Raw genomic sequence first — 23,072 nt, 5'->3', positions numbered from 1 at the left:
GTCAACCGTTTCAAGCGCATGGCGTGCCTCAACCCCGGTCGACGGGCTTCAGAGCAGGATGTAGTCGCTGAACTGGCGGACACCCGCATGCTCGCCTTCGACCAGATGCACATAGCGCCCTGCCACCAGGTCTACCGGCAGGCAATCGTCGACATCGAGCACGGCGTCGGTGTGCGGCTTCAGCCAGTCTGCCGCCATGCGTTGTTTGCCCAGGCGCTTTGCCTCGGCCTTGTCGACCGCCGCCACCAGCAGGTACCGATGCGCTTCGCCGAACACCTGCCGTTCATAACCGCCCAGGTTCAGGAAAAACAAGCGCATGGCGCCGGGGCCGGGGGCCACCTGGCTCAGTTCGACACGGTAGCCATCGACCCCGGCCACTTCCAGCCAGGAATCGATGTGCAGCCCTTGGGCGCTGCCGAACCAGGCTTCGCGTAGCTGGGGGTAAAGTTGTTCCAGGCTGTCGGCCTGGGCGAAGACCACATCGTGGACTTCGATGCGGGCTCGAGGGTGGCGGCCGCCGAGCATGACGATGTAGAGCATGATGAATCCTTGACCAGCAGCCCAAAAACACTATTGGTGCAAATAGTACCAGCATGAGGGTCGCCAGGCGCCAACCGCGGTCATAGCAGCCAGGCAAAGGCAGCGCCAGGCAGGCCGGGGTCTTTCAGGATCGCTGCACTGTTGGCGATGTCCGGGGCCAGCCAACGGTCCTGGGAATAGGCCGGCACCTGTTCTCGCAACAACTGCCAGGCAACGCGGGTACCGGCGCCAAAGCGCTGCTCCTTGAGAAACTCGAACGCCTGGGCCGCCAGCAGGTATTCGATGGCAAGGATCTGCGTACAGTTCTCCAGCGCGCGGTGCAGCTTCAACCCGGCATTGGTACCCATGCTCAGGTGATCCTCCTGCATACCAGAGGTGACGTAGTTGTCGATGACTGCCGGCTGCGCCAGCTGACGGTTTTCTGCACACAGTGAAGCGGCGACGTACTGCACAATCATCATGCCCGAATTCACACCTGGCTGGCTGACCAGAAAGGCCGGCAAACCGCTGACCAACGGGTTGATCAGCCGATCGAGCCGGCGCTCGGCAATCGCCCCGATCTCGGCCACCGCGATGGCCAGCAGGTCGGCCGCCATGGCTACCGACTGGCCGTGCGGATTCGCCTGGGAAACCACCCGATATGACTCAGGTGTACCCAGCAGCATCGGGTTGTCAGTGGTGGAGTTGAGTTCGGTTTCGATCTGTCGCGCCGCGTGAGCCAGCTGATCGCGCGCGGCGCCATGCACCTGCGGTATCGAGCGAATGCTCAAGGCGTCCTGAGTGCGGATGCCATGGCTATTGGCAATGACCTCGCTGCCGTCGAGCAGGCGCCGCAAGTTACTGCCCACACGTTGCATGCCGGGGTGCGGTTTCAGCGCGATGATTTCAGGGTCGAAGGCGTCGAGTTGACCGCGCAGGGCCTCGAAGCTCATGGCGCCGATAACGTCTGCCCATTGGCACAAACGCGTGGCGTCGTCCAGCGACAGGCAACTCAGGCCGGTCATGCAGGGGGTACCGTTGACCAGGCACAGGCCATCCTTTGCGCCCAGTTTGACCGGCGCCAGGCCGATCTCGGCCAAGGCCTGCTGCGCCGGCACGATCTGGCCGCGATAGCTGACCTGGCCGACGCCCAGCAAGCTGATGCTGATATGTGCCATGTGGGTCAGATACCCCACAGACCCCTGTTTCGGCACCTGCGGGGTGATGTGCTGGTTGAGCAGGCTCAGCAGCGCCTCGACCACCTTGCGCTGCAGGCCGGAGCGGCCCTGGCTGAAGTTGATGATCGCCGCGCACATGATCGCCCGGGTCTGTTCGTCCGACAGCGCAGAACCTACGCCACAGGCATGGCTGAGCAGGGTGTTATGCGACAGCTGGCTGAGTTGTTCGTCCTGCAACGAGACATTGCACAAGGCGCCAAGCCCGGTGTTGACGCCATAGGCGCGCTCCCCGCTGGCAACGATGCGCTGGACGATCGCCTGGGCGTTCTCGATCCGCGCCCAGGCCGACGCGGCCAGCTCGAGCTTCGCCCCGTGTCGGGCCACTGCCACCACGTCCTGCCAGCGAACGGGCGCCTCGTCGATGATGATCTTTTCGGCAACTGACATTCACGTGGTTCCTTAAAGCGAAGCAACACGGCGCTGCACGAAACGATCTACGTACTCGTCCGCAGGCTGGTAGAGGATTTCCTTCGGTGTGCCGACCTGGATCAGGCGACCGTCCTTGAGAATGGCAATCCGGTTGCCGATACGCACCGCTTCGTCCAGGTCGTGGGTGATGAAGACAATGGTCTTGTGCAGGGTCTTTTGCAGTTCCAGCAACTGGTCCTGCATTTCGGCGCGAATGAGCGGGTCGAGCGCACTGAAGGCCTCGTCCATCAGGATGATGTCGGTATCGGCGGCCAAGGCCCGGGCCAGGCCGACGCGCTGACGCATGCCGCCTGATAACTGGTGCGGGTAGGATTTTTCGTAACCCTTGAGGCCCACGGTGTTGATCCAGTGCAGGGCACGCTCGGCGCACAGGGCCTTGCTCTCACCACGGACTTTCAGGCCGTAGGCAACGTTGTCCAGCACGGTGCGGTGTGGCAACAGGCCGAAGCTCTGGAACACCATGCTGATCTTGTGGCGGCGAAATTCGCGCAGGGCTTGCATGTCGTATTGCAGAATGTCTTCGCCATCCACCAGGATCTCACCGCTGGTTGGGTCGATCAGGCGGTTGAAGTGACGCACCAGGGTCGACTTGCCCGAGCCGGACAGCCCCATGATCACAAAGATTTCACCGCTGCCGATGGACAACGACAGGTCGTTGACCCCGACCACGCAGCCCGTTTCGGCCAGGACCTGATCTTTGCCTTTGTTCTGGCGGATCAGTTTCAGGGCTTCTTCGGCGCGAGCACCGAAAATCTTGAACACATGTTTGACTTCGATCTTGTTCATCGCTTGCTTGGCGCTCATTTGCCCACCCCATGCCGTGGCCGGCCATAGGCCTGGGTAATGCGGTCGATCACAACCGCCAGAATCACAATGGCCAGACCCGCTTCAAGGCCACGGCCCACATTCAGGGTCTGGATGCCCACCAGCACGTCTTCACCCAGGCCACGGGCACCGATCATCGATGCAATGACCACCATCGACAGGGCCATCATGGTGGTCTGGTTGATACCGGCCATGATGCTCGGCAACGCCAGTGGCAGCTGCACGCCGAACAGTTGTTGCATGCGATTGGCACCGAATGCATTGATCGCCTCCATGACTTCGCCATCCACCTGGCGGATGCCCAGGTCGGTAAGGCGGATCAGCGGCGGGGCGGCATAGATGACGGTGGCAAAGATGGCCGGCACTTTGCCCAGGCCGAACAGCATCAGTACCGGAATCAGGTACACGAAGCTGGGCATGGTTTGCATGATATCGAGCAGCGGCATCAACACCGCCCGCAGGCGATCGTTGCGCGCCGACAGGATACCCAGCGGAATGCCCACCAACACCGATATCAGCGTTGCTACCAGCATCAGCGCCAAGGTCTGCATCAGCTTGTCCCAGAGCCCGACCGCACCGACCAGAAACAGCAAGCCGACGATCACGGCAGTGGGCACAACCTTGCGCGTGGCGTGCCAGGCAATCCCCGCGACGATGGCCAGCATCAGCCACCAGGGTGTTGCCCGCAGCAGGCCTTCGAGGTTGACAATGGCCCACAGCAGGGTGTCGGAGATGTGCCGGAACACATCACCGTAGTTGGTTACCAGCGCATCGACCCAGCCATTGACCCAGTCGGCAATGGAAAACGTGAAGTTTTTGGGAAACATGGAATTCTCTCAAGCAAGTGCATGAAGCGGACTGCTGCATGGCGTGCCCGACAGGCGCCGGACCCGCTCACACCCTCAGAGTGCCGCGTCTACCTTTTTGGCTGCGTCTTCGCTGACCCAGCGGTGCCAGACTTCGGGGTGTTCCTTGAGGAACAGCTTGGCCAACTCAGGCGACTCGATACGCTCCTTGCTCATACGCCCCAGGTTCTGGTTCAGCAGATCGATCGGCAGATTGACCTTTTCCAGCACCGCCACCAGCTCCGGCGCCTGTTCGTGGAAGGCCTTCGACACACCCACCTGAATGGTCACCGATTTATCCACGCCTGGTTCGTCCAGCTTGACCAGGTCGGCCTGGCCCATCAGCGGCGTCGGCGACCAGTAGTAGAACAGGATCGGCTCGCCACGCTTGTAGCTCGACAGTACGGCGGCATCCAGTGCCGGGCCGGTGCCCGGGCGGAAGTTGGTATAGCTGCTTTCCAGGCCGTAGCGCTTGAGCATCTCGCTGTTGTCCAGCTCGCAGGTCCAGCCGGCCGGGCAATTGTAGAAGCGCCCCTTGTCTGGTTCTTCAGGGTCCTTGAATACCTGGGCGTATTGCCCCAGGTCGGCGATGCTCTTGAGGTTAGGTGCCTTGGCTTCGAGTTTGCGCTTGGCATCGCCCTCGATCACATAACGCGGCACATACCAGCCTTCGACCGCACCAACGACCGGCGAACCGATGCCAACGACCTTGCCGGCAGCCGCAGCCTTGTTCCAGACCTCGCTGCGCCCCACCCATTCTTCGGCAAACACCTGAATGTCGTTGCTGCTCAGAGCGTTTTCCATGGAGATGGAGTTACCCGGCAGGCTGTCGGTATCACAGCCATAGCCATTTTTCAGCACAAACTGCATCACGTCAGTGAGCAGCATCCCGCTTTCCCAGTTCAAACCGGCGAACTTCACCGGTTTGCCCGACTCGCACCAACCGGCGGCCTGGCTGGCGCCAGCGGATGCCAGCAGCCCGAAAGAAAACGTTGTGGCAAGCAGAGCTTTTGTAATTGTCATTGTGACGCTCCCGAACAAGAACATGTGCACGGGAGAAATATTTCACAACCTCAAAAAAGGAAGAAATAATAAGTGCTGATGCATCACAACGGAAAAACCTATGAAGTTCACACTGCGGCAATTGCGCTACGCGCTCGCAGCGGCCAAGCACGGAAACCTGACGACGGCCGCCATGGAGCTTCATGTTTCGCAACCCTCCATCTCGGCGGCCATCACGGAACTCGAGGAAGTGCTGGGTCAGTCCATCTTCATACGCCAACGGGGCCTCGGCATCTCGTTGACCCCATTCGGTCGAACCGTCATGGTCCAGGCACGTCGTGTACTGGCAGAGGCTCAGACCTTTGCCGAGATCAATGCCACTGCCGGCGAGTGTGTCGGAGAACTGGTGGTCGGCTGCTTTGAAGACCTTGCGCCCTATTGCCTGCCGCAAATCGTGCGACGGATGCAGGAGTCCTGCCCAAGGGTCACGGTCGACATGCGCGATGGCAGCTTCGATTTTGTTGGCAAGCGGCTGAGTGAAGGGGCGATCGAGTTGGCGATCACCTATGACCTGGGTTTGCCACCGAACACGCAAACCACTCCGCTGTGCCAACTGACCGCTCAGGTACTGCTGGCGGCCGATCACCCGCTGGCCAGTGAACCGCGTGTCAGTCTCAAGGCACTGGCCGACTACACCCTGGTCGTTACCGATCAGGCGCAAAGTTGGCAGCACGTGCTGGATCTGTTCAGCTTTTACGACCTTTCACCCGCCGTGGTGCACCGGGTTCGCACCTTCGAGTTGCAGCGCAGCCTCGTCGCCAATGGCTTTGGCGTGGCGCTGATCTACACCCGGCCGTTTGGTGATCGTAGTTATGATGGCCAAGCGCTGGTCTGTCGGCCGACTCAGGAGAAATTGCCAACGCATAGCATCGTACTGGCGCATGATCAGCGCTATCCGCTGACGCCTTCGGCTGAGGCGTTCAAGGAGTTGGCGGTGGCATGGTTTGCGGAACGACCGTCGTTTGCATCCGAATGAACAGCGGGTAGGGCGATGGGGGCTTGCACGAGCCCACCTGGCAGTTCGATGCAGCAACCTTGCAGCGCTTGCAGTCCTAGGTTTTAACCGCCCACGGAAAACGCTGCCATGCCCATCGAGATCGAACAAACGCGAGCCTGTGACGCGCGCCGCACAGGCAGGGAACGTGATCAGGCCGGAACCTGCCAATGGACATGATCTGGCAAACCATCCAGGCCGAATTCGCCGATATCGGCGATGAGCGCGAGATCGTGCGAATACTGGTACGCCTGGTGATGGCGGCCGTACTGGGCGCGGTGCTGGGTTTCGAGCGCGAGCACAAGGGCAAATCCGCCGGGGTGCGCACGCACATGCTGGTTTCGCTGGGGGCGGCGCTGTTCGTGCTGGCACCGAGCATGGCAGGCGCCGATGCGCAGGCGCTCAGCCGGGTGATTCAGGGCATCGTTGCCGGTATCGGCTTTCTGGGTGCGGGCACCATACTCAAAGGCAATGGCCAGGACACCAGCCATGTCAAAGGCCTCACCACCGCCGCTGGGCTATGGATGACGGCGGCTATCGGTACGGCGGCGGGGATGGGGCGCGAAGCCACGGCGCTGGTCAGCACGGTGCTGGCGCTGTTGGTACTGGGTACCATGCCCTTGCTGGTGGACAAGGTCGAAGGGCAGGATGAAGAGAAGCAGAAAGAGGAGGGCAGGAAGCACTGAGGGGCGTGGCTCGCCCCCCGGTCAGCCTGTCGGCTCCTGGTCAGACCGACGTCGAGCCATTCAGGCGCTCGATCGCGTCAATCAGGTCGTCATAACCCACGGGCTTGTTCAAGTGGCGGTCAAAACCGGACTGGCGAGACTTGTATTGGTCAGCGCTTGCCCCGTAGCCAGTCAAGGCGATGGCAGGGATGTAGCGCAGATGCTCCAGGCCACGCAGCGCCCGGATCAGTGCATGGCCATCCATGCCAGGCATGCCGATGTCGGAGATGATCACGTCGTAACGCGCATCTGCCGCCGATTGCAGCGCCAGTTTAGGGTCACTGTAGGCGTCGACTTCGGCATCCTCCATCAACAGCAACTGCTCCATCACTTCCAGCACATCCAGTGAGTCATCCACCAACAGTATGCGAACCCCTTTCAGCCGGCCTTCTGATGGCTGCGCTTCGCCCTGAACCTGGGGTTGCTGGGTGTACACGCACAACGGCAATGTGATGATGAACGTACAACCCAGGCCTATTCCGGGAGACTCTACGCTGACCGTTCCGCCATGGGCTTCTACCAGTTGGCGGACCAGGGAAAGGCCAATACCCAGCCCCTCACGGCCATGCCCGGTTGGGGCAGCCTGGTTGAACAGCTCAAAAATATCTTCCAGGGAGCTTTCGGCGAGGCCTATGCCCTGGTCGATGACTTCAACTCGTGCCTGCTCATCCTGCCGAGCAAGTTTCAACTGGATTTCGCCATCGGCAGGGCTGAACTTCAGTGCGTTGTTCAACAGGTTCCAGATGATCTGCTCGACACGTGTGCTGTCGGCCTCAACATAGACCGGCAGCCCATCGGCCGGCAGCGTCAGTCGAACACTGCGGCCGCGCTGCTCATTGCTGGCTACAGAGCAGATACCTTGCAGCACGCCAGACAAGTCGACAGGCTGGGTCTTGAGCTTGAGCTTGCCCGTGCGGATGCGCGCCACATCTAGCAAGTCGTCGATGATCCGCGCCTGGCTGGTGACCGCTTCGCGAATGACGTTGACTGCCTTGCTCGCCATGCCGGTGCTGGTGACCGACGGAATGCGCCGCAAGATATCGGCATTGAGCTGGATCAGGTTCAGCGGGTGCTTGAGCTCGTGGGACATCACCGCGAAGAACTCGTCCTTCATATGGCTGGAGCTTTGCGACTCGGCCAGGCGCTTGCTTTGTTCGTCCTGCAGGCGCTTGTGGCCGGTCAGGTCACGGGCGATCTTCACGTAACCGCGCAAACTGCTGCCCTTGAGGCGCGAGACTTCGCCACTGCAATAGAACCGGCTGCCGTCCTTGCGCACATGCCAGCGTTCGTCCTGGCCGCGGCCATTCAGGCGAGCGACGCGCAGTTCCCGTTCCGGTTCGCCTTCCTCGCGGTCCTGCTCGGTGAAAATCAGCCCATAGTGCTGGCCCAGCACTTCATCCTTGGCGTAGCCGAATATCAGCGCAGCGCCAGTGTTCCAGTCGATGATCAGGCCTTGTTCGTCAAGCAGGATGATGGCGAAGTCATGGGTGCTCTCCGCGACCAGGCGCATGCGCTCCTCACCCTGGCGCAGGCGCTCTTCGGCTGCGCGGCTTTTGGTGATGTCGATGAACGTCAGCACGGTGCCGTCGACATTCTGCTCGCTGGCCCGATAAGGTAGCAGGCGCGCCAGGTACCAATGCTGGTCCTGGCCGATGACTTCGCGCTCGAGCGTGGTTTCGCGCTCGATCACCGCCCGTGCATCGTCCGCCAGCCCTGGATATTCCAGGCGATGGGTGATGTCGAGCAGCGAGCGGCCGGTGTCGACCGGCAGTATGCTGAAAATGGCGGTGGCCCCGGGGGTGAACCAGCGAATGTGCAACTGGCGGTCGACGAAAACGGTGGCGATCTGGGTGGAGGCGATCAGGTTGCTCAGGTAGTCGTTGATCTTGTCGGTTTCATCGACCTTGGTCTTGAGCTCGTAGTTGACCGTAAGCAATTCTTCGTTGATGGACTGCAGCTCTTCCTTGCTGGTTTCCAGCTCTTCGCTGGCCAGGCGCAACTCCTCGTTGATCGCCTGCATTTCTTCGTTCGAGGCCATCAGCTCCTGGCTGGAGATATCCGACTGCTCGATGGTTTCCTGCAACTGCTGGCGGGTACGCTGCAGTTCGCGCTCCAAGGTAGTCAAGACCATGCCTTCGGTTTGCTCGATAGCAGGCGGGCTTTGGGGATCAGCTTCGCGAACCAGGAAAACCACCAGCAGGCATTCGCTGCCACTGGGTTCGTCCTGGTGGGGCTGCACCTGCACCTGCACTTCAACGCGCTGGTCGTCGACCGTGGTGATCACGGCGCCCGAGCTGACCGGCTGGCCGGTGTTCTGGGCCTGCAACAAGGTACTGCGCAGGGCAGGGCGCAGCGGCGCGAGTACCAGGTTCAGCAGGCTGGGGCTGACTTCGCCACCGGCGTGGCGCAGGAAGCGGCCGACGCCATCGCTCATGTGCAAGATGTTGCCATCGGCATCGACGATCAGGCTGGGCGGTGTGCGCCTGGACAAAGCACGGTGATGGATTTCAGCATAGGACAGCTTGCGCAGGGGCTTGGCTTTGGCGCGTACTGCTTGCGTGTCGGGCGTCTGAAGCCGCCCCGGGCGGCGCGCCGGCTCCACCTCCCTGGCGCGGAAGATGCGATGGCGCTTGTCCACGGCAATAAACAGGTCGGTAGCCACGTCCGCCGATTCCGAACTGCCCAGGAACAAGTAGCCCCCTTTGCGCAGGGCAAAGTGGAACAGGCGCAATATTTCCCGTTGTACTTCCCGGTCCAGGTAGATGAGCAGGTTACGGCATACCACCAGGTCCAGCTGAGAGAACGGTGGATCGGACAGCAGGTTGTGCCGGGCGAACAGGACTTTTTCGCGGATGTCCTTGCGTACCCGGTAGTGCTGGTCCTCCTTGATGAAAAACTGACGCAACCTGGCCGTGGGTACATCGGTGGCGATGGCATCGGGATAAACGCCAAGCCGGCCGGTATTGATCGCGCGCTCGTCAAGATCGGTAGCGAACACCTGGACTTTGGCACTGCGCTGCTCCAGTGCCAATTGTTCAGTCGCCATCATTGCCAGGCTGTAGGCTTCCTCTCCGGATGAGCAACCGGCCGACCAGATGCGTATTTCCCGTTGTTGATCCTCGCCGTCGTCGATGGCAAGCCCCGGCATGACCTGTTGTTGCAACGCTTCGAAGGCGTCCCGGTCGCGGAAGAAGTTGGTGACCCCGATCAGCATGTCAGCCAGCAATGCATGGCATTCCTCAGGGTGCCGCTCGAGGTATTCGCGGTAACCGGCCAGGTCAGTCTGTGCGGTGACATGCAGGCGCCGTTCAAGCCGGCGCAGCACGGTCGCGCGCTTGTAGTGCTGGAAGTCGTGACCGGTACTGGCATGAAGGTGGGCGAGGATGTCGTCGAGCAGTGGGTCGCAGCGGGCTGGGTCGCCTGAGCGTTCGCCCAGGGGCGGCGGCAGGCTATCGTCTTCTATTTCCGGCAGTTTCACCTCTTGTGCCGAACGCCACAGCTGCACCAGTTTGCCCGGAATGTCGGCCACCGGCAGCACCAGATCCACCATGCCGGTGGCAATGGCGGCCTTGGGCATATCGGGGTACTGGGCGTCGTCGGGCGACTGCACCAGGGTCACGCCACCTTGTTCCTTGATGCGCGACAGGCCCACCGCGCCATCGCTGCCGCTGCCCGAAAGGATCACGCAGAACGCATGGTCCTTGTGCACGTCAGCCAGGTCGCGGAAGAACAGGTCAATGGCGACGTGGTCGCCGCGGCTGCGCCTGGCCGGGCTGACCCGCAGGTAGCCGTCATTGGTGGACAGGCGGTTGGCCGGCGAAATCACATACACGTGGTTACGCTCGATCGGTACCGGCTCGCTCACCTGGCACACCGGCATGCGCGTGACGCGCTGGATCAGGCGGTCGGCCTGGCTCTGGTGGTCCGGTGACAAGTGCAGCACCACGACGAAGGCCATGCCGGCATCCGCAGGGGCGTGCTGGAAAAACGCCTGCACAGCCTCCAGCCCGCCGGCCGATGCACCGATGCCCACCACCGGGAAGTCCAGGTGGCTGGGGCTGAGCGCAGGGTTGTGCGGCGAGGCGAGGGCAGTCTTGCTGGACGATTTCATTGGCACGAGCCTTGTGCGAACCGGGAGTGAGCTTTGGCAGCGATTATAGGCCCGACACCCTTCAGCCGACGAGCGGGGTTCACGTTAGGACAGCCCTCGCTGCCCAAAGTGCCGCTATTTGTCAGTGGGCCTGAGGTTCAGCAGGCGGCTGCGGCAGCGCGGTGACCTTGATGGCACGTACCGGCACGGCAAATTTGGCACCGATGCGGGTGAACCGCTCGAGCAGGTGGAAGTTGATGGCCTGCTGGATATCCATGTAGAGGTTGTAGCCTGGGTCTCTGACGATATAAACGCATTCGAACTCCAGCGCCTCTTTGCCAAAGCCTCGTAGGTGAGCGCGGTCGAAGCGCACCTGCTGCTGGGCCTTGATGGCCTCCTCGACGATGGCGGGTGCCTTTTTTACCGCATCGGTGGGTGTGTCATAAGACAAGCCGAACTCGAACACGATGCGTCGCTCCTGCAAGCGTTTGTAGTTCTGGATGGTGCTGCTGATCATGCTGGCATTGGCCATGACGATCTGCTCGCCGCCCAGGCTGCGGATGCGTGTGGTCTTCAACCCGACATGTTCCACGGTGCCGGCCAGTGGGCCGATGACGATGAAATCGCCGACCTCGAAGGGTTTGTCGACGGCGATCGACAATGACGCGAACAGGTCGCCCAGAATGTTCTGCACGGCCAGTGCCACGGCGATACCGCCCACACCTAGGCTGGCCACGAATGCAGTGATGTTGACGCCGAGGTTGGACAGCATGGCCAGCAACACCACCGACCACAGCAGCACGCGTGCACCCCAGGCCGAAAGCGTGGCCAATGCACTGGCTTGATACAGGCCGTCGGCACTGTGCCTGCTGAAGTAGCGGGTCAGGCCCAGCGCGATCGCGCGATTGACCCACAGGCCGATCTGCAGGGCGGCGACCACGAACCACAAGCTACTGACCCGGCCCAACCAGCGTTCGGGCAGGTCCAGCATGCTCAAACCCACCAGCAGCGAGGCGAGCAGCAGCAGGCTGTTGCTGGTGCCGGCCAGTACCTTGGCCAGCACCTGGCTCAGTGCCCCGTCATGTTCGGACCAGCGCTGCACCCGGCGCAGCAGCAGGCCGATGGCAGCCCTGGCAACCAGGAACGTCAGCACGGCAACGCACAGCGCCAGCAGCAGGTTGAGAATGGATATGCCGAAGAATGTGGTGTTGGTGAACAGTTCGATGATTCGATCGTTCATGGGGAGCCCACCTCCAGATGGCTCGAGACAGGGCCGCAGGGCGGCCCCGGGGATTGACTGGTGACGTATGGGTTACTTGCCGTGGGTGGCTTGCAGCGCCTTGGCCTGTTCCAGATGGTGTTGCAGCGTTGGCAACTTGTCGCTGGCGAACGCTTTCAGCTCCGGCTTGTCGGAGGAGGCGGCCTCTTTCTTGAACAGTTCCACGGCCTTTTCGTGCGCATCGACCTGGTTATTCACATACGACCTGTCGAACGACTCCTCGCGCCATTCGAGGATCATTTTCTTGACCTTGTCGGTCAGCGCCGCTTCGTCGGGCACGCTGATGTCCAGCTTGCGGGCGATATCACCGAGTTCCTGGTTGGCTTTGGTGTGGTCTGTGACCATTTGCTGGGCGAATTGCTTGATGTCTGCGCTCTGGCTCTTTTCCTGCGCCAGGTTGGCGGTGACGACTTCGGCGATGCCAGCTTCGGTCGCGGCATCGACGAAGTCGTCCGAAGAGGCGGCCTGTACCTGCACTGAGGCCAGCCCCATCAACAGGGTAACACCGGCGATTTTCCAGAATGGTTTGTTCATGTCTGACTCCTTCGCTTGAGGGCGCGACCTCTATGTCGCACTCGGTTGAGCCGCTTTGGCCGGTGAAGGTTTATTTTTTCTTGGGTAAAAGGCCCCGTGACGCAGCAACCTGCGTTGCGGGGCACCGCTCATCTGCAATGGCGCAAACAGAACGAATTCCCGCGGGCCGGTGGAACTCGTTGGTTTAGGTCTTCACAAAAAGCGAGAGCCCGTCATGAAAACCAACTTGTTCGCCACACTGCTGTTGACTGCCAGCTTTGCGCTGGTCGCAGGCTGCTTCGACCGGGATAACGATCACCCCGCGAAGGATGCCGACCCCAGCAAACCTTCGTTGCAGATGCAGCAACCCAGCCCTCCCGCTAGCAACCCTGCACCTGAGACCAAACCGCAGAATCAGTGAGCGAGGTAAAGGGCATGGTGGCGATGACACAGGCAGGTACCGCAACCCACAAGGCAAACGAGGGGCTGGAGCATCGCTATCGAGCGTTGCTTGAGGGCCCTGAACCGACCACCGAGGCCTGGCTGGCGGAGCAACTGCGCCATGCCCGTGTGCTGACTGACGATATGCCGGACGATCCAAGGCTGCTGCCGCAGTGGGCCGATACCCATGCGGTGCGGGTCGCGAGCGAGCATGCGGCCTACCTTAAGCACCGGCGTGAGGGCGGGGCGCGCCGCTATTTCGCCAACCGTGCCCATGCCATGTGGTTCCTGCAGCAGGTTGCGCCGACCAAGGCGGTAGACGGCGCATGGCTGCATGGCACCCTATGGCACTGGCAGGATCCACGCTTTCACGGGCTGATCCGCACCTTCCTCGAAGAACTCGGGGACGGTGACCCGCGCTGCAATCATGTGTTGATCTACCAGCGCCTGCTCAGTCGTCTTGGTTGCTTGCATGAGCCGCCGCTTGACCCCGCGCGCTACCTGCAGGGCACGTTGCAACTGGCGCTGGGGCAGCATTGCGAGCGTTTCCTGCCGGAAGTGATCGGTTACAACCTGGGCTACGAGCAGCCGCCCCTGCACTTGCTGATCACCACCCACGAGCTGGCCGAGCTCGGTATCGACGCCCATTACTTCCAGTTGCATGTAACCATCGACAATGCCGGCAGCGGCCATGCGCGGCGCGCTGTCGAAAGTGTGCTGGAGATGGCGCGTGATGAGGGGCCAGCGTTCTATGAGCGGGTCAGGCACGGCTACCGGCTGAATGACCTGGGGGGCGACACGCCCGCGTTGATCGCCTCGTTCGACGTGCAGGCCGAATTGCTGAGGGTGCTGGAACGCAAGCGCACTTATGGGCAATGCATGCATTCGGACCGCTGTCGCCTGCAAGGACGCACCATCAACCAGTGGCTCGCTGAACCCGGGGCGATGCCCGCATTTCTGGATGCCCTGCAGGCCCAAGGTTGGATCACGCGTAACGCCGACCCCAGGCAGAGCCGCTTCTGGTCGCTGATCGATGGCCCGCTAGCGGCCATGTTCGGTGTGTTCGATGCCTGTGAGAAGCAGCTTTGGCATGACTGGATCGCCGGAACCTGGCAAGGCGCCGGCATGCGCCGGGTACCGCCCGGGCAGTGGGAGCACGCCTTGCAACTGGACGATGAACCCATGATCGCACCCCAGGCAGCGGCCATGCCTGCGCTGATCGAGGCAATGGCCGGCAATCGCCACGCCACCCCTCAGGGCCTGCGCGCCACCCAGGCGTTTATCCAGGCCACGGGCTTGATGCAAGGAGGGCTCCATTGATGCTGCTCGACCAGGACCAGATCCGTGCGGATGAGGCGTTACTGCAGCTGGGGCATCGCTTGCGCGCCGACGGCTATCGCTTCACCTGTGTAACCCCCGCGACCCAAGCCAGGGTCAATGCCCGAGCCGAGGCGCAGCAAGCCCGCACCTTGCGGGATGTGTTCGGCTGGAGCAGGCCGTTCGCCGGGCCACTGCTCAGCCCCGACCAACTGGAGCAGCTGCGCCTCGCTGGCGTGCTGCAAGCCCAGGGGGCGCTATGGCGCAGCAACGTGCGCTGGTCCAGCCTGGACGACCTGCTGCTGGTACATTCCGCCTGGCCTACGGACAGCCGCGATGCCGTGTTTTTCGGCCCGGACAGCTACCGGTTCGCCCAGCTGATCCACGATCACCTCAGAAGCACTCCCGAGCGCGTGCAGCATGCCGTCGACATCGGCTGCGGCAGCGGTGTCGGGGCATTGCTGATCGCGCGCGCCGCGCAGCATGCGCAGGTCTGCGCGGTGGACATCAACCCCATGGCCTTGCGCCATACTGCCATCAATGCTGCCTTGGCCGGTGTGGCCAATGTCTCGGTGGAACGCAGCGACCTGCTCGATGACATCGCAGGTACGTTCGACCTGATCGTCGCCAACCCGCCGTACATGCTTGACGCCGGCCAGCGCGCCTACCGCCACGGTGGCGGCGCACTGGGTGCCGAGTTGTCGCTGCGCATTGTCGAGCAGGCCCGTGAGCGCCTGTCGCCCGGGGGCACGTTGCTGCTGTACACCGGTGTTGCCATTGTCGAGGGGCGCGACGCGCTGCTCGAAGCCATGCGCTTGCGCCTGGCAGGCCCTGCGTTCAGCTGGTTCTATCGCGAGCTGGACCCAGACGTATTCGGTGAGCAATTGCTTGAGCCCGGTTACGAGCAGGTCGAGCGCATTGCCGCCGTGGCCCTGACTGTCACCCGTCGCGGCTGATAGCGTTGTGGCGCGGCAGTGCACGTTTGGCATCGAGGAAGAATACCTGCTGGTGAAGCTTGCCACCGGGCAGGTCATGGCGGCGCCGTCAGCAGCCGTGGCCCGCTGTTGTCGGGATGTGTTGGGCCCGTGGTTCGCCGAAGAAATGTTCCACAGCCAGATAGAGATCGCTTCGCCGGTATTCGACGCACTGCACCAGGCGCGTGATTTTTTTGGCGAGCGGCGCCAGCGCCTGGCCCAGGCGCTGGCCGACGAAGGCGCCGGCCTGTACGGCGCGGCAAGCCACCCAAGCGTGCAGTGGCTGCGCCAGCGCCCACGTGGCACCCCGCACTATCGGCAGTTGTTCGACGATTACCAACTGGTGGCCCGGCGCAGCCTGTTGAATGGCCTGCACGTGCACGTCGGCGTACCAGTGGGCATCGACCGGATGCGGGTGATCAACCGGGTGCTGTACTGGCTGCCCTTGTTGTTGGCGCTCAGCACTTCGTCTGCGTATTGGGGAGGTGAGGATACCGGCTACATGAGCTACCGCCGCGCAGTGTGCGGGGAATGGCCGCACATGGGGCTGCCAGAGCCGTTGCCGGACTGGAGTGCTTACCAGCGCTACCGGGCATTGCTGCAACGTACCGGCAGCCTGGCCGAGGACGGCGACTTCTGGTGGGCGATCAGGCCCTCGCGGCGGTTTCCGACGGTCGAGCTGCGTATCTGTGATGGCTGCCCGCGGCTGGAAGATGCCCTGGCCGTCGCCGGCCTGTTTCGCCACCTCGTCGAGCAGGCGCTGGCCCGTCACGATGACCCCGCCAGCCGCGAGATGCGCTGGGTCACCCAGGAAAACTACTGGCGTGCCATGCGTCAGGGCCGCCTGGCCACCTTCATCGGCGCCCACGAGCAACAGCCTGTCAGCGCCGAGGGCTGGCTGACGCAGTTGCAAGGGCAGTGCCCGGCGGACACCGCCGATGCCGAGCGTTCGTTCATTCAGGCCCGGCACATCCTGCGCGAGGGCAGCAGTGCCGATCGCCAGCGCCAAGCCTGCGCGCTGGCCCGTGAACAAGGCCTGGATAACCGCCAGGCGGTGCGCGCAGTGGTCGGGCAGGTGATGAGCGACTCCCGATAGGGCTGGTTGCAAGCCGCTGCCCTGACGGCCGGCTAAACCTTCGCGGCGCCGCGTAGTCAGTTTCAGTAAGGGCCCGGATATCCCCAGGCCAGGGAGGTGGCTGATGAAATTCTTCTGCCTGCTGCGTGGCTGCCAATGGCGCAGCCTGCTGGTGTGTGACGTCGCCGGGCTTCACTGCCAGTGTTGCGAACGCTGTGGCGCGCTGCGCTACAGCCAGCCCGGCCAACCCTTCAATGCGTAGGAGCGGACCATGGCCCGGTCAATCTGGAAAGGCGCGATCAGCTTCGGCTTGGTGCACATCCCCGTCTCGCTGAATACCGCCGTGCGCAGCGAGCGCGTGGATTTTGACTGGCTGGACAAGCGCAGCATGGAGCCGGTTGGCTACAAGCGGGTGAACAAGGTCACCGGCAAGGACATCGACAAGGAGCACGTCGTCAAAGGCGTGGAGTACGAGAAGGGCCGTTATGTGGTGATCAGCGAGGAAGAAATTCGCAAGGCCAGGCCCGAGGCTACCCAGACCATCGATATTTTTTCGTTCGTCGACGCTGGCGACATTCCGCTGCAACAGTTTGATACCCCCTACTACCTGAGCCCCGACCGTCGTGGCGGCAAGGTCTATGCCTTGCTGCGCGAGACCCTGCACAGCACCGGCAAGGTGGCCCTGGCCACCGTGGTGCTGCACACCCGCCAGCACCTGGCCCTGCTGCGCCCGCTGGAAGATGCCCTGGTGTTGATCACCCTGCGCTGGCCCGAAGAGGTGCGCGGGCTGGACACGCTGGAACTGGACAAGAGCGTGACCGACAGCAAGGTCGACAAGCGTGAGCTGGAGATGGCCAGGCGCCTGGTGGAGGACATGAGCGGGCAATGGACGCCCGACGACTACCATGATGCGTTTCGCCAGACCATCCTCGACCTGGTGGAGGAGAAAGCCAGCAAAGGCAAGATCGAGACCGTGGACAAAGGCGAGGGCGCGACGGCGGAGAAAGGCGCCGACATCATCGACCTTACCGAGTTGCTCAAGCGTAGCCTCGGTGGCAAGGCCAAGCCGAAAAAACCGGCGGCCAAACGACCGCGCAAGGCTTCATGAGTTATCCAAGCTCCCCCTCCAGCCACTTGAGATAGTCGCCGAAGCCCTGGCGGGCGCGGCTGTCCACCCGGCTGCTGGTGGCCACGCTGTGCGCCGCGGTCCAGACGATCTGTGCGCCGCTGGCCTCGAGGGCCAGCACCAATTGCACATCTTCGTGCGCCGGCAATGGCTGGAACCCGCCGACACGCTCGTAGGCCTTTGCGCACACCCCGAGGTTGGCGCCATGGATATGCCGGTGCCCATCCCTTGGCTGGTAACGGCTGCGGTACAACTGGCGCAACGCAGCGTTCTGCCAAGGCTGCCAGCGCTCGATGTGCACCGTGCCGCAGACCGCGTCGGCGTGCCATTGCAGCTGCGACACCAGCCAGTGCCCAGGCACGCGGCTGTCGGCGTCGGTGAAGGCCAGCCACCGGGCGCCGCGCTCGATCATCCACGCCGCGCCCAGGCGCCGGGCGATACCGACGTTCCCGGCCTCCAGTTCCAGGGTATGCACGCCATGGTGGCGGGCGATGCGCGCGCTGGCGTCGACACAGCGATCCAGCACCACCAGTACCTCGACTGCCAGGCCCGCCGCCTCGGCTTGTGCCACGGCCTGCTTGACGGCGGCCAGGCAGTGCCCAAGCCGACGTGCTTCGTTGTGGGCGGGGATGATGACGGCGATCATGGGCAGGTCTCGTCGAGGTCAACCACGCTGGGCTGACACGACCAGTATTCGAGCAGAAAGTCCGCCTCTTCGTGGCGCAGAACTGGGTAGAGTGGCAGATGCCGGGCCAGCAGGGCATGCACTGCGCGGCCATCCTGCGGGCAACCGGCGATGGGGTGGCGCCAGTGGCAGGCCAACAGACCACCGTCATACGCCAGGCTGGCCACCGACTGCTCGATGACCTGTAGCCAATCGGTGGGGTCCAGGTAATAACCGATTTCGCTGAGCACGATCAGGTCAAACTGCCCGCCCGGCCAGTCGCCCGGCAGGTGGCCCTGTTCGACGTGGGCGTGGCCCACGCCCGCAAGCCGCTGGCGGGCCAGGGCCACGGCCGTTGCGTCGATGTCCTGGCACAACAGGCTGGCGCAGCGCTCGGCTAGCAGCACGCTCAGCTCGCCGTTGGCGCAGGCGGGCTCGAATCCGCGCTCATAGCATTGCCGCGGCAGGCTGGCCAGTGTCAGCTCGCGCTTGCGCCGTTCGTACCAGCGGGTACGGAAGGCCCACGGGTCCTCGTTGCCGGCATACAAGTCGGCGAAATACTGTGCGTTTAGGCTCATGTTGCCTCCGTTGACAGGAAAATCAGCTCGAACGGTTGCAACAGGCAAGCCCGCAACTGCTCTGGAACTACCGGCGGACGATCACCATCGGGCTGCAACTGGCTGGCATGCGCGGCGAGGGCTTGGCGCTTTAGCGCCAGGTGCGCATCACTGAGCTGCAGGCGCTGGGCGCGTGGCCAAGGCAGGCGCTGGTCGTCGGGGCTTGCCCAGTGCCAGGCCCAGACCGGGATCTCCCCCAGTTGTGCCCGGCAGGCCTGTGCTGCCTGGGCACAGGCGCGACCCGCTGCCTCGTGGTCGCAATGGCCGTCGCCGCGCCATGTGGTCAGCAGCAGGTCGCCAGGTTTGAGCAAGTGGTTGAGGTGGTTGACCAGGAAGGCTTCGTCATGGGGCAGCGCGCCGTCCTTGAGGTTGAGTCGTCGCCAGTCGAGGCGGTTGAGGTCCAGGCCAAGCAGTTGCAAGGCATGGCGGCTTTCCAATGGGCGCTGATGACGCAGGCGGCGCTCGGGCCATTGCGAGGAATGCGGGTGGCTACCCTCGCCATTGGTTGCAGAAACAAGCAGCACGTCCTGTTCTCGCCCCTGGAAGCTGGCCAGCAGCCCGCCGGCCATGAGGATTTCGTCGTCCGGGTGCGGCGCCAGCAGTACCAGGCGCCTTCCGGGTGGGCACAACTGCTCGGGCAGCGTCCAGCTGGCGCGTGCCAGCTGAGCAGAATGCTGCCAGGCGCTCCATGGCGTCCCTTGCGCAGCCTGTATCAGGTTCTGGTTCATAGTTGCCATGCTCCCGCCGGCATGCCGGCCAGTTGTCGGCCCAACTCGGCCAGGTCGCGTTCGGCGTGGCTCTGGCGCAGGTACACCGGCAGGTCGGCACTGAGCCGGGCAAAATGGCTGCTGCGACAGAACGGTGTGGCGCCCAGCGCCCGGCCGACATGCTGTATGACCTGCTCGGCCGCGTGCTCTACCTGGGCGCGGGTACGCCGCACTTCGAAGCTGGCGTCGGCCTGAGGGTGGCGGTCGATCCACGTGGCGCATTGGTGAAGGGCAGCGCGGGCTCCGTACAAGGCGGCATCGACTGCGCCCAGGTGCGCATCGGCGTGCGGGTCGCGCCGGGGCTTGCGGCAGTTTTCGCGCAGGTAGTCTGCCAGGGCCTCGGCGGCGCCATACCAGCAAGCAGCGATGCCGGCGCCGCCGTGCCAGAAGCCCGGGCGCGAAAGGTACTGGCCGGGGCCACCGATGGCCAGCCCAGGCGAGTGATCGAATTCAATGGCGACTGTGACACTGCCAGCCATGCCAACTGCCTGCCAGTGATCGGCCTGAGTGCGTTGGCTGGGATGAGGCAATTCGATGGCCACCAGTTGGGGCTGGTCATTCTCCCAGGCGGTGAGCAGCGCACGGTTGATGTGCAACGCACCCGAACACCAGGCCTTGCGGCCTTGCAAGGATACGCGTTCACCGTCCCGTTCGACGATGTAGGTCCGGGCATCCGGCGGCTCGGCGGCCCACACGCCCCAGATGCCGTCGCTGGCATGCTGGGCGGCACCACATTCGGCGAGAATCGCCAGGGCGTCGGTATGGCCTTCGTAGAGCTTGGCCAGGCTGAGATCGCACCCGGCGACCCGGGCCAAAGCCCGCCAGCGCTCCACAGTGCAGCCCTGGCCGGGCAACGGGAGCATGTCGAGCTGTTCGCCCTTCAAGGCCTGCATCAGTTCCATGAGCGCAGTGTCGCGATGGATGGCCTGCGAACGGTGAGTAAAGAGGTGGAGCAACGAATCGAAGTGGGTCAATTCCATCATGCAATTCCCAACTGTTTGCGCATACGCACCGTGATTGACTGGCGGATCTTGCCCATTTCGGCCCACGGGTCGTCGACTTCTGCAAGCCGCTCGTGAAGGTTGCCGATGTGCCACTGGTTCGCGCCCTTGAGCTGGCTCAGTTCCTCACGCCAGATGGGTACCGAAACCGGCAGGCCCTCACGGGCCCGCAGCGAGTAGGCGGCAACGGTGGTGGCGCCCTTGCCGTTACGCAGGTAGTCGATGAAGATGCGCCCGACCCGGTTTTTCGGCCCGGACACTGCGCTTAGGCGGTCGGGGAACAGCCCGGCCATGTGCTTGACCAGGGCATGGCTGAAGTCCTTCACCTCGTCCCAGCCAGCGCGACGGGTCAACGGCACGACGAGGTGCATGCCCTTGCCGCCGCTGGTCTTGAGAAACACCTTCAGGCCCAGTTCGTCGAGCAAGGTCAGGGTCAGTTGGGTGGCCTCGAGCATGGCTTTCCAGGGCAACGCCGGGTCGGGGTCCAGGTCGAGGACAAAGCGGTCGGGCTTGTCGAAGTCCCTGGTGGTGGCATTCCAGGTGTGCAGTTCAAGCGTGTTCATCTGCACCGCGCCCAGCAGGCTGTCGGCGCGGTTGAGCACCATGGCCGCCTGGCCGGCCTGGGCCTTGCTGTAGCTGAGCAGGTGGGGGATATGCAACTGGTCGGCGTTTTTCTGGAAGAACAGCTCGCCGCCCAGGCCATCCGGCGCGCGTACCAGGGCGACAGGCCGACCCTTGAGCTGTGGTAGCAGCCAGTCGGCGACCTGAGCGTAGTACTGTGCGACCTGGCGCTTGGTGGTACCGCTGGTTGCGTCGACCACGCGGTCGGGGTGGGTCAGGCGCAGGGTGCCCGCGTCCTCGTGTTGTGTCTGTGCTGCGCGCTTGGCGGGCATTGCTCGCTCCAGGTCGATGGCGGTGGCGGGTTTGTCGTCGCGCAGGCCGTGGAACACCGAGTGGCGCACGATGCCTTCACGGGTCATCTGGGCATAGGCAACTTCTGCCAGCAGCTGTGGCTTGAGCCAATGCACCCCGCGGGCTTCGGAGCCGGTGGGCGGCTTGGGCAAGGGCGGCCTGTCGGTTTGCAACGGCTTGAGGCGGGCGTGGATGCTATCCAGGGTCGCAGCGCTGAACCCGGTGCCGACCTTGCCGGCGTAGCGCAGTTGGCCGCTGGCGCCGTCGTGCAGGCCGAGCAGCAGGGCGCCGAAGCCGTTGCGGCTGCCTTTGGGGTCGGTGAAGCCCACGATCACGAATTCCTGGCGCTGCGTGCACTTGAGCTTGACCCAGTCGCTACTGCGCCGGCCACCATAGGGGCTGTCGGTACGCTTGCCGATCAGGCCTTCGAGTTGCAGCCGGCAGGCGCTGTCGAGCAGTGATTCGACAGGCTCCGCAAAATCGGCGGAATACCTGAGTACCTGCGATGCATTGCCCTCCAGCAGCCGGGCCAGGGTGGCGCGACGCTGTTGCAGCGGCAGGTCTCGCAGGTCTTCGCCACCTAGCCAGGGCAAGTCGAACAGGTAGTAGGCAATGCGTTCGTCTTGCTCGGTATCGAAGGCATTCTGCAAGGCCTGAAAGTCGGCCACGCCGTTCTCGTCGACTACCACCATCTCACCGTCCAGCCACGCCGCGTCGAGGCCAAGGGCCTTGAGCGCCTCGACCTGACGAGGCATTTTGGCGCTCCAGTCGTGGCCATTGCGGGTGAACAGGCGCACGTCTTCACCCTCGATGCGCGCCAGGATCCGGTAGCCATCGAACTTGACTTCGTAGCGCCAGTCGCCACTGGGTGGGGAATCTACCAAGGTAGCCAATTGCGGCTGGAGCAGGTTCGGCATGGCTTTGCCGCCGGCCTTGCGCTTGCGTGGGGCAGCAGTGGTTGCCTTGGCGGGTCGCCGCGGCGGCAGGGTGCGCTCGCTCAGCACGCTGTCTGGCAGGGCCTCGACGATGCTGTAGTCGGTTTCGCTGCGCGCTTGTGCGTCATGGGATTTGACCAGCATCCACTGCTCTTTCTTGCCAGCCAGGTGGGTGCGGAACAGGTTCCACACCCCCGAAAGCTTCTCGCCCTGCAGGCGAAAGCGCAGCTTGCCCTTGGCATAGGCTTCGCGCGGGTCGCCTTCGGGCTCCCAGGCACCCCGGTCCCAGACGATCACATCGCCAGCGCCGTAGTGCCCTTCGGGGATGCGCCCTTCAAAGTCGGCGTAGTCCAGCGGGTGATCCTCCACGTGCACGGCCAGGCGCCGAACCTTGGGGTCCAGCGAGGGGCCTTTGGGGATAGCCCAGCTTTTGAGCGTGCCGTCGAGCTCCAGGCGAAAATCGTAGTGCAGGTGACTGGCATCATGTTTCTGGATGCAGTACCGCAGCGCGTGAGCCGAGCGTGAGCGGGCGCGTTCACCGGCTGGCTCGGGGGTGGCATCAAAGTCGCGCTTGCGCTGGTACTCCTGCAGGGGCTTGGCCATGACGGGCTCCGAAAAGGTTTGCAGGTCTCAGGATTGGGAGGTGGTGGTGCAGCGAGGAGTTCAAAAAAAGGCGAGGAGTGGGTGCTTGGCGAAACTCTGAATCATTTACCCCTGGCGAGAG

Annotated in this window: 21 protein-coding genes; 8 read left to right on the top strand and 13 right to left on the bottom strand. The window is 63.2% G+C overall.

Going from position 1 to position 23,072, the window contains the following annotated elements; all coding sequences use genetic code 11:
* Nucleotides 1-48: 48 nt before the first annotated feature.
* From ACIQUI_RS05160 to ACIQUI_RS05140, 5 genes are all read right to left on the bottom strand, one after another.
* A complete protein-coding gene (locus ACIQUI_RS05160; protein ID WP_403195538.1) occupies nt 49-540 on the bottom strand; it encodes a DUF1543 domain-containing protein in 492 nt (163 codons plus the stop codon).
* A gap of 80 nt (nt 541-620) precedes the next feature.
* Entirely contained in the window at nt 621-2,144 is a 1,524-nt protein-coding gene (gene hutH, locus ACIQUI_RS05155; protein ID WP_403195535.1) for a histidine ammonia-lyase, read from the bottom strand.
* 12 nt (nt 2,145-2,156) lie between these two features.
* Complete coding sequence (locus ACIQUI_RS05150; RefSeq protein WP_403195534.1) at nt 2,157-2,990, bottom strand: glycine betaine/L-proline ABC transporter ATP-binding protein; 834 nt, start codon at nt 2,988-2,990, stop codon at nt 2,157-2,159.
* Nucleotides 2,987-3,838 carry a proline/glycine betaine ABC transporter permease gene (locus tag ACIQUI_RS05145; RefSeq protein WP_016714243.1) on the bottom strand — a complete coding sequence of 284 codons (852 nt, stop codon included), beginning with the start codon at nt 3,836-3,838 and terminating at the stop codon, nt 2,987-2,989. Before ACIQUI_RS05145 ends, ACIQUI_RS05150 begins: the two co-directional genes overlap by 4 nt.
* 75 nt (nt 3,839-3,913) lie before the next feature.
* Nucleotides 3,914-4,879 (bottom strand): ABC transporter substrate-binding protein, encoded by a 966-nt coding sequence (locus ACIQUI_RS05140; RefSeq protein ID WP_403195531.1) that lies wholly within the window; start codon nt 4,877-4,879, stop codon nt 3,914-3,916.
* 100 nt (nt 4,880-4,979) lie between these two features.
* On the opposite strand from ACIQUI_RS05140, the gene ACIQUI_RS05135 reads away from it, so the two are divergent.
* Together ACIQUI_RS05135 and ACIQUI_RS05130 are read left to right on the top strand one after the other, a co-directional pair.
* Nucleotides 4,980-5,894: a LysR family transcriptional regulator gene (locus tag ACIQUI_RS05135; protein WP_403195529.1), complete on the top strand. Its 915-nt coding sequence runs from the start codon at nt 4,980-4,982 to the stop codon at nt 5,892-5,894.
* 188 nt (nt 5,895-6,082) lie between these two features.
* The gene (locus ACIQUI_RS05130) at nt 6,083-6,598 is read left to right on the top strand and encodes an MgtC/SapB family protein (protein ID WP_403195526.1); all 516 of its coding nucleotides are present in this window, start codon (nt 6,083-6,085) and stop codon (nt 6,596-6,598) included.
* 40 nt (nt 6,599-6,638) lie between these two features.
* Here ACIQUI_RS05130 and ACIQUI_RS05125 read toward each other — a convergent pair whose 3' ends face one another.
* The 3 genes from ACIQUI_RS05125 to ACIQUI_RS05115 form a co-directional block, all read right to left on the bottom strand.
* On the bottom strand, nt 6,639-10,748 hold the full coding sequence (locus ACIQUI_RS05125; RefSeq protein ID WP_403195523.1) for a CheR family methyltransferase: 4,110 nt from the start codon (nt 10,746-10,748) through the stop codon (nt 6,639-6,641).
* 121 nt (nt 10,749-10,869) lie between these two features.
* On the bottom strand, nt 10,870-11,967 hold the full coding sequence (locus ACIQUI_RS05120) for a mechanosensitive ion channel family protein (RefSeq protein ID WP_403195522.1): 1,098 nt from the start codon (nt 11,965-11,967) through the stop codon (nt 10,870-10,872).
* A 72-nt stretch (nt 11,968-12,039) separates the two neighbouring features.
* Nucleotides 12,040-12,540 (bottom strand): DUF4142 domain-containing protein, encoded by a 501-nt coding sequence (locus ACIQUI_RS05115; protein WP_403195520.1) that lies wholly within the window; start codon nt 12,538-12,540, stop codon nt 12,040-12,042.
* 214 nt (nt 12,541-12,754) lie between these two features.
* Here ACIQUI_RS05115 and ACIQUI_RS05110 point away from each other — a divergent pair, with 214 nt between their 5' ends.
* From ACIQUI_RS05110 to ACIQUI_RS05085, 6 genes are all read left to right on the top strand, one after another.
* Nucleotides 12,755-12,940 carry a hypothetical protein gene (locus ACIQUI_RS05110; RefSeq protein WP_403195518.1) on the top strand — a complete coding sequence of 62 codons (186 nt, stop codon included), beginning with the start codon at nt 12,755-12,757 and terminating at the stop codon, nt 12,938-12,940.
* 14 nt (nt 12,941-12,954) lie between these two features.
* Nucleotides 12,955-14,280, top strand: coding sequence for an iron-containing redox enzyme family protein (locus ACIQUI_RS05105; protein ID WP_403195517.1), 1,326 nt, complete (start codon nt 12,955-12,957; stop codon nt 14,278-14,280).
* The gene (locus ACIQUI_RS05100) at nt 14,280-15,233 is read left to right on the top strand and encodes a methyltransferase (RefSeq protein ID WP_403195516.1); all 954 of its coding nucleotides are present in this window, start codon (nt 14,280-14,282) and stop codon (nt 15,231-15,233) included. The genes ACIQUI_RS05105 and ACIQUI_RS05100 overlap by 1 nt, the downstream gene beginning before the upstream one ends.
* A gap of 7 nt (nt 15,234-15,240) precedes the next feature.
* Complete coding sequence (locus ACIQUI_RS05095; protein WP_403195513.1) at nt 15,241-16,347, top strand: carboxylate-amine ligase; 1,107 nt, start codon at nt 15,241-15,243, stop codon at nt 16,345-16,347.
* Between the two features lie 103 nt (nt 16,348-16,450).
* Nucleotides 16,451-16,588: a PSPA7_2676 family Cys-rich small protein gene (locus ACIQUI_RS05090; RefSeq protein ID WP_403195510.1), complete on the top strand. Its 138-nt coding sequence runs from the start codon at nt 16,451-16,453 to the stop codon at nt 16,586-16,588.
* 9 nt (nt 16,589-16,597) lie between these two features.
* On the top strand, nt 16,598-17,434 hold the full coding sequence (locus ACIQUI_RS05085; RefSeq protein ID WP_403195508.1) for a Ku protein: 837 nt from the start codon (nt 16,598-16,600) through the stop codon (nt 17,432-17,434).
* Between the two features lies 1 nt (nt 17,435).
* On the opposite strand, the gene ACIQUI_RS05080 is transcribed toward ACIQUI_RS05085, so the two are convergent.
* Genes ACIQUI_RS05080 through ligD form a run of 5 tightly spaced genes read right to left on the bottom strand, consistent with a single transcriptional unit; the run spans nt 17,436 to nt 22,951 of the window.
* Nucleotides 17,436-18,098: a glycosyltransferase gene (locus tag ACIQUI_RS05080; protein ID WP_403195505.1), complete on the bottom strand. Its 663-nt coding sequence runs from the start codon at nt 18,096-18,098 to the stop codon at nt 17,436-17,438.
* Nucleotides 18,095-18,694, bottom strand: a complete 600-nt coding sequence (locus ACIQUI_RS05075) for a class I SAM-dependent methyltransferase (protein WP_403195503.1) — start codon at nt 18,692-18,694, stop codon at nt 18,095-18,097. Before ACIQUI_RS05075 ends, ACIQUI_RS05080 begins: the two co-directional genes overlap by 4 nt.
* A complete protein-coding gene (locus tag ACIQUI_RS05070) occupies nt 18,691-19,461 on the bottom strand; it encodes a PIG-L deacetylase family protein (protein WP_403195501.1) in 771 nt (256 codons plus the stop codon). The genes ACIQUI_RS05075 and ACIQUI_RS05070 overlap by 4 nt, the downstream gene beginning before the upstream one ends.
* Nucleotides 19,458-20,483, bottom strand: coding sequence for an acyl-CoA dehydrogenase (locus tag ACIQUI_RS05065; protein ID WP_403195498.1), 1,026 nt, complete (start codon nt 20,481-20,483; stop codon nt 19,458-19,460). The genes ACIQUI_RS05070 and ACIQUI_RS05065 overlap by 4 nt, the downstream gene beginning before the upstream one ends.
* A complete protein-coding gene (ligD, locus tag ACIQUI_RS05060) occupies nt 20,480-22,951 on the bottom strand; it encodes a DNA ligase D (protein WP_403195495.1) in 2,472 nt (823 codons plus the stop codon). The genes ACIQUI_RS05065 and ligD overlap by 4 nt, the downstream gene beginning before the upstream one ends.
* Nucleotides 22,952-23,072 lie beyond the last annotated feature (121 nt).

The sequence above is a fragment of the Pseudomonas sp. NPDC090592 genome, assembly GCF_044769185.1.
GTDB lineage: Bacteria > Pseudomonadota > Gammaproteobacteria > Pseudomonadales > Pseudomonadaceae > Aquipseudomonas.
The sequence above is the reverse complement of the archived record's forward strand: the minus strand, read 5'-3'. Positions and strand labels throughout refer to the sequence as shown.

Coding starts and splice junctions, on each gene's coding strand:
- ACIQUI_RS05160 (WP_403195538.1), bottom strand. CDS start 540: ATGCTCTACATCGTCATGCTCGGCGGCCGCCACCCTCGAGCCCGCATC.
- hutH (WP_403195535.1), bottom strand. CDS start 2,144: ATGTCAGTTGCCGAAAAGATCATCATCGACGAGGCGCCCGTTCGCTGG.
- ACIQUI_RS05150 (WP_403195534.1), bottom strand. CDS start 2,990: ATGAGCGCCAAGCAAGCGATGAACAAGATCGAAGTCAAACATGTGTTC.
- ACIQUI_RS05145 (WP_016714243.1), bottom strand. CDS start 3,838: ATGTTTCCCAAAAACTTCACGTTTTCCATTGCCGACTGGGTCAATGGC.
- ACIQUI_RS05140 (WP_403195531.1), bottom strand. CDS start 4,879: ATGACAATTACAAAAGCTCTGCTTGCCACAACGTTTTCTTTCGGGCTG.
- ACIQUI_RS05135 (WP_403195529.1), top strand. CDS start 4,980: ATGAAGTTCACACTGCGGCAATTGCGCTACGCGCTCGCAGCGGCCAAG.
- ACIQUI_RS05130 (WP_403195526.1), top strand. CDS start 6,083: ATGGACATGATCTGGCAAACCATCCAGGCCGAATTCGCCGATATCGGC.
- ACIQUI_RS05125 (WP_403195523.1), bottom strand. CDS start 10,748: ATGAAATCGTCCAGCAAGACTGCCCTCGCCTCGCCGCACAACCCTGCG.
- ACIQUI_RS05120 (WP_403195522.1), bottom strand. CDS start 11,967: ATGAACGATCGAATCATCGAACTGTTCACCAACACCACATTCTTCGGC.
- ACIQUI_RS05115 (WP_403195520.1), bottom strand. CDS start 12,540: ATGAACAAACCATTCTGGAAAATCGCCGGTGTTACCCTGTTGATGGGG.
- ACIQUI_RS05110 (WP_403195518.1), top strand. CDS start 12,755: ATGAAAACCAACTTGTTCGCCACACTGCTGTTGACTGCCAGCTTTGCG.
- ACIQUI_RS05105 (WP_403195517.1), top strand. CDS start 12,955: ATGGTGGCGATGACACAGGCAGGTACCGCAACCCACAAGGCAAACGAG.
- ACIQUI_RS05100 (WP_403195516.1), top strand. CDS start 14,280: ATGCTGCTCGACCAGGACCAGATCCGTGCGGATGAGGCGTTACTGCAG.
- ACIQUI_RS05090 (WP_403195510.1), top strand. CDS start 16,451: ATGAAATTCTTCTGCCTGCTGCGTGGCTGCCAATGGCGCAGCCTGCTG.
- ACIQUI_RS05085 (WP_403195508.1), top strand. CDS start 16,598: ATGGCCCGGTCAATCTGGAAAGGCGCGATCAGCTTCGGCTTGGTGCAC.
- ACIQUI_RS05080 (WP_403195505.1), bottom strand. CDS start 18,098: ATGATCGCCGTCATCATCCCCGCCCACAACGAAGCACGTCGGCTTGGG.
- ACIQUI_RS05075 (WP_403195503.1), bottom strand. CDS start 18,694: ATGAGCCTAAACGCACAGTATTTCGCCGACTTGTATGCCGGCAACGAG.
- ACIQUI_RS05070 (WP_403195501.1), bottom strand. CDS start 19,461: ATGAACCAGAACCTGATACAGGCTGCGCAAGGGACGCCATGGAGCGCC.
- ACIQUI_RS05065 (WP_403195498.1), bottom strand. CDS start 20,483: ATGATGGAATTGACCCACTTCGATTCGTTGCTCCACCTCTTTACTCAC.
- ligD (WP_403195495.1), bottom strand. CDS start 22,951: ATGGCCAAGCCCCTGCAGGAGTACCAGCGCAAGCGCGACTTTGATGCC.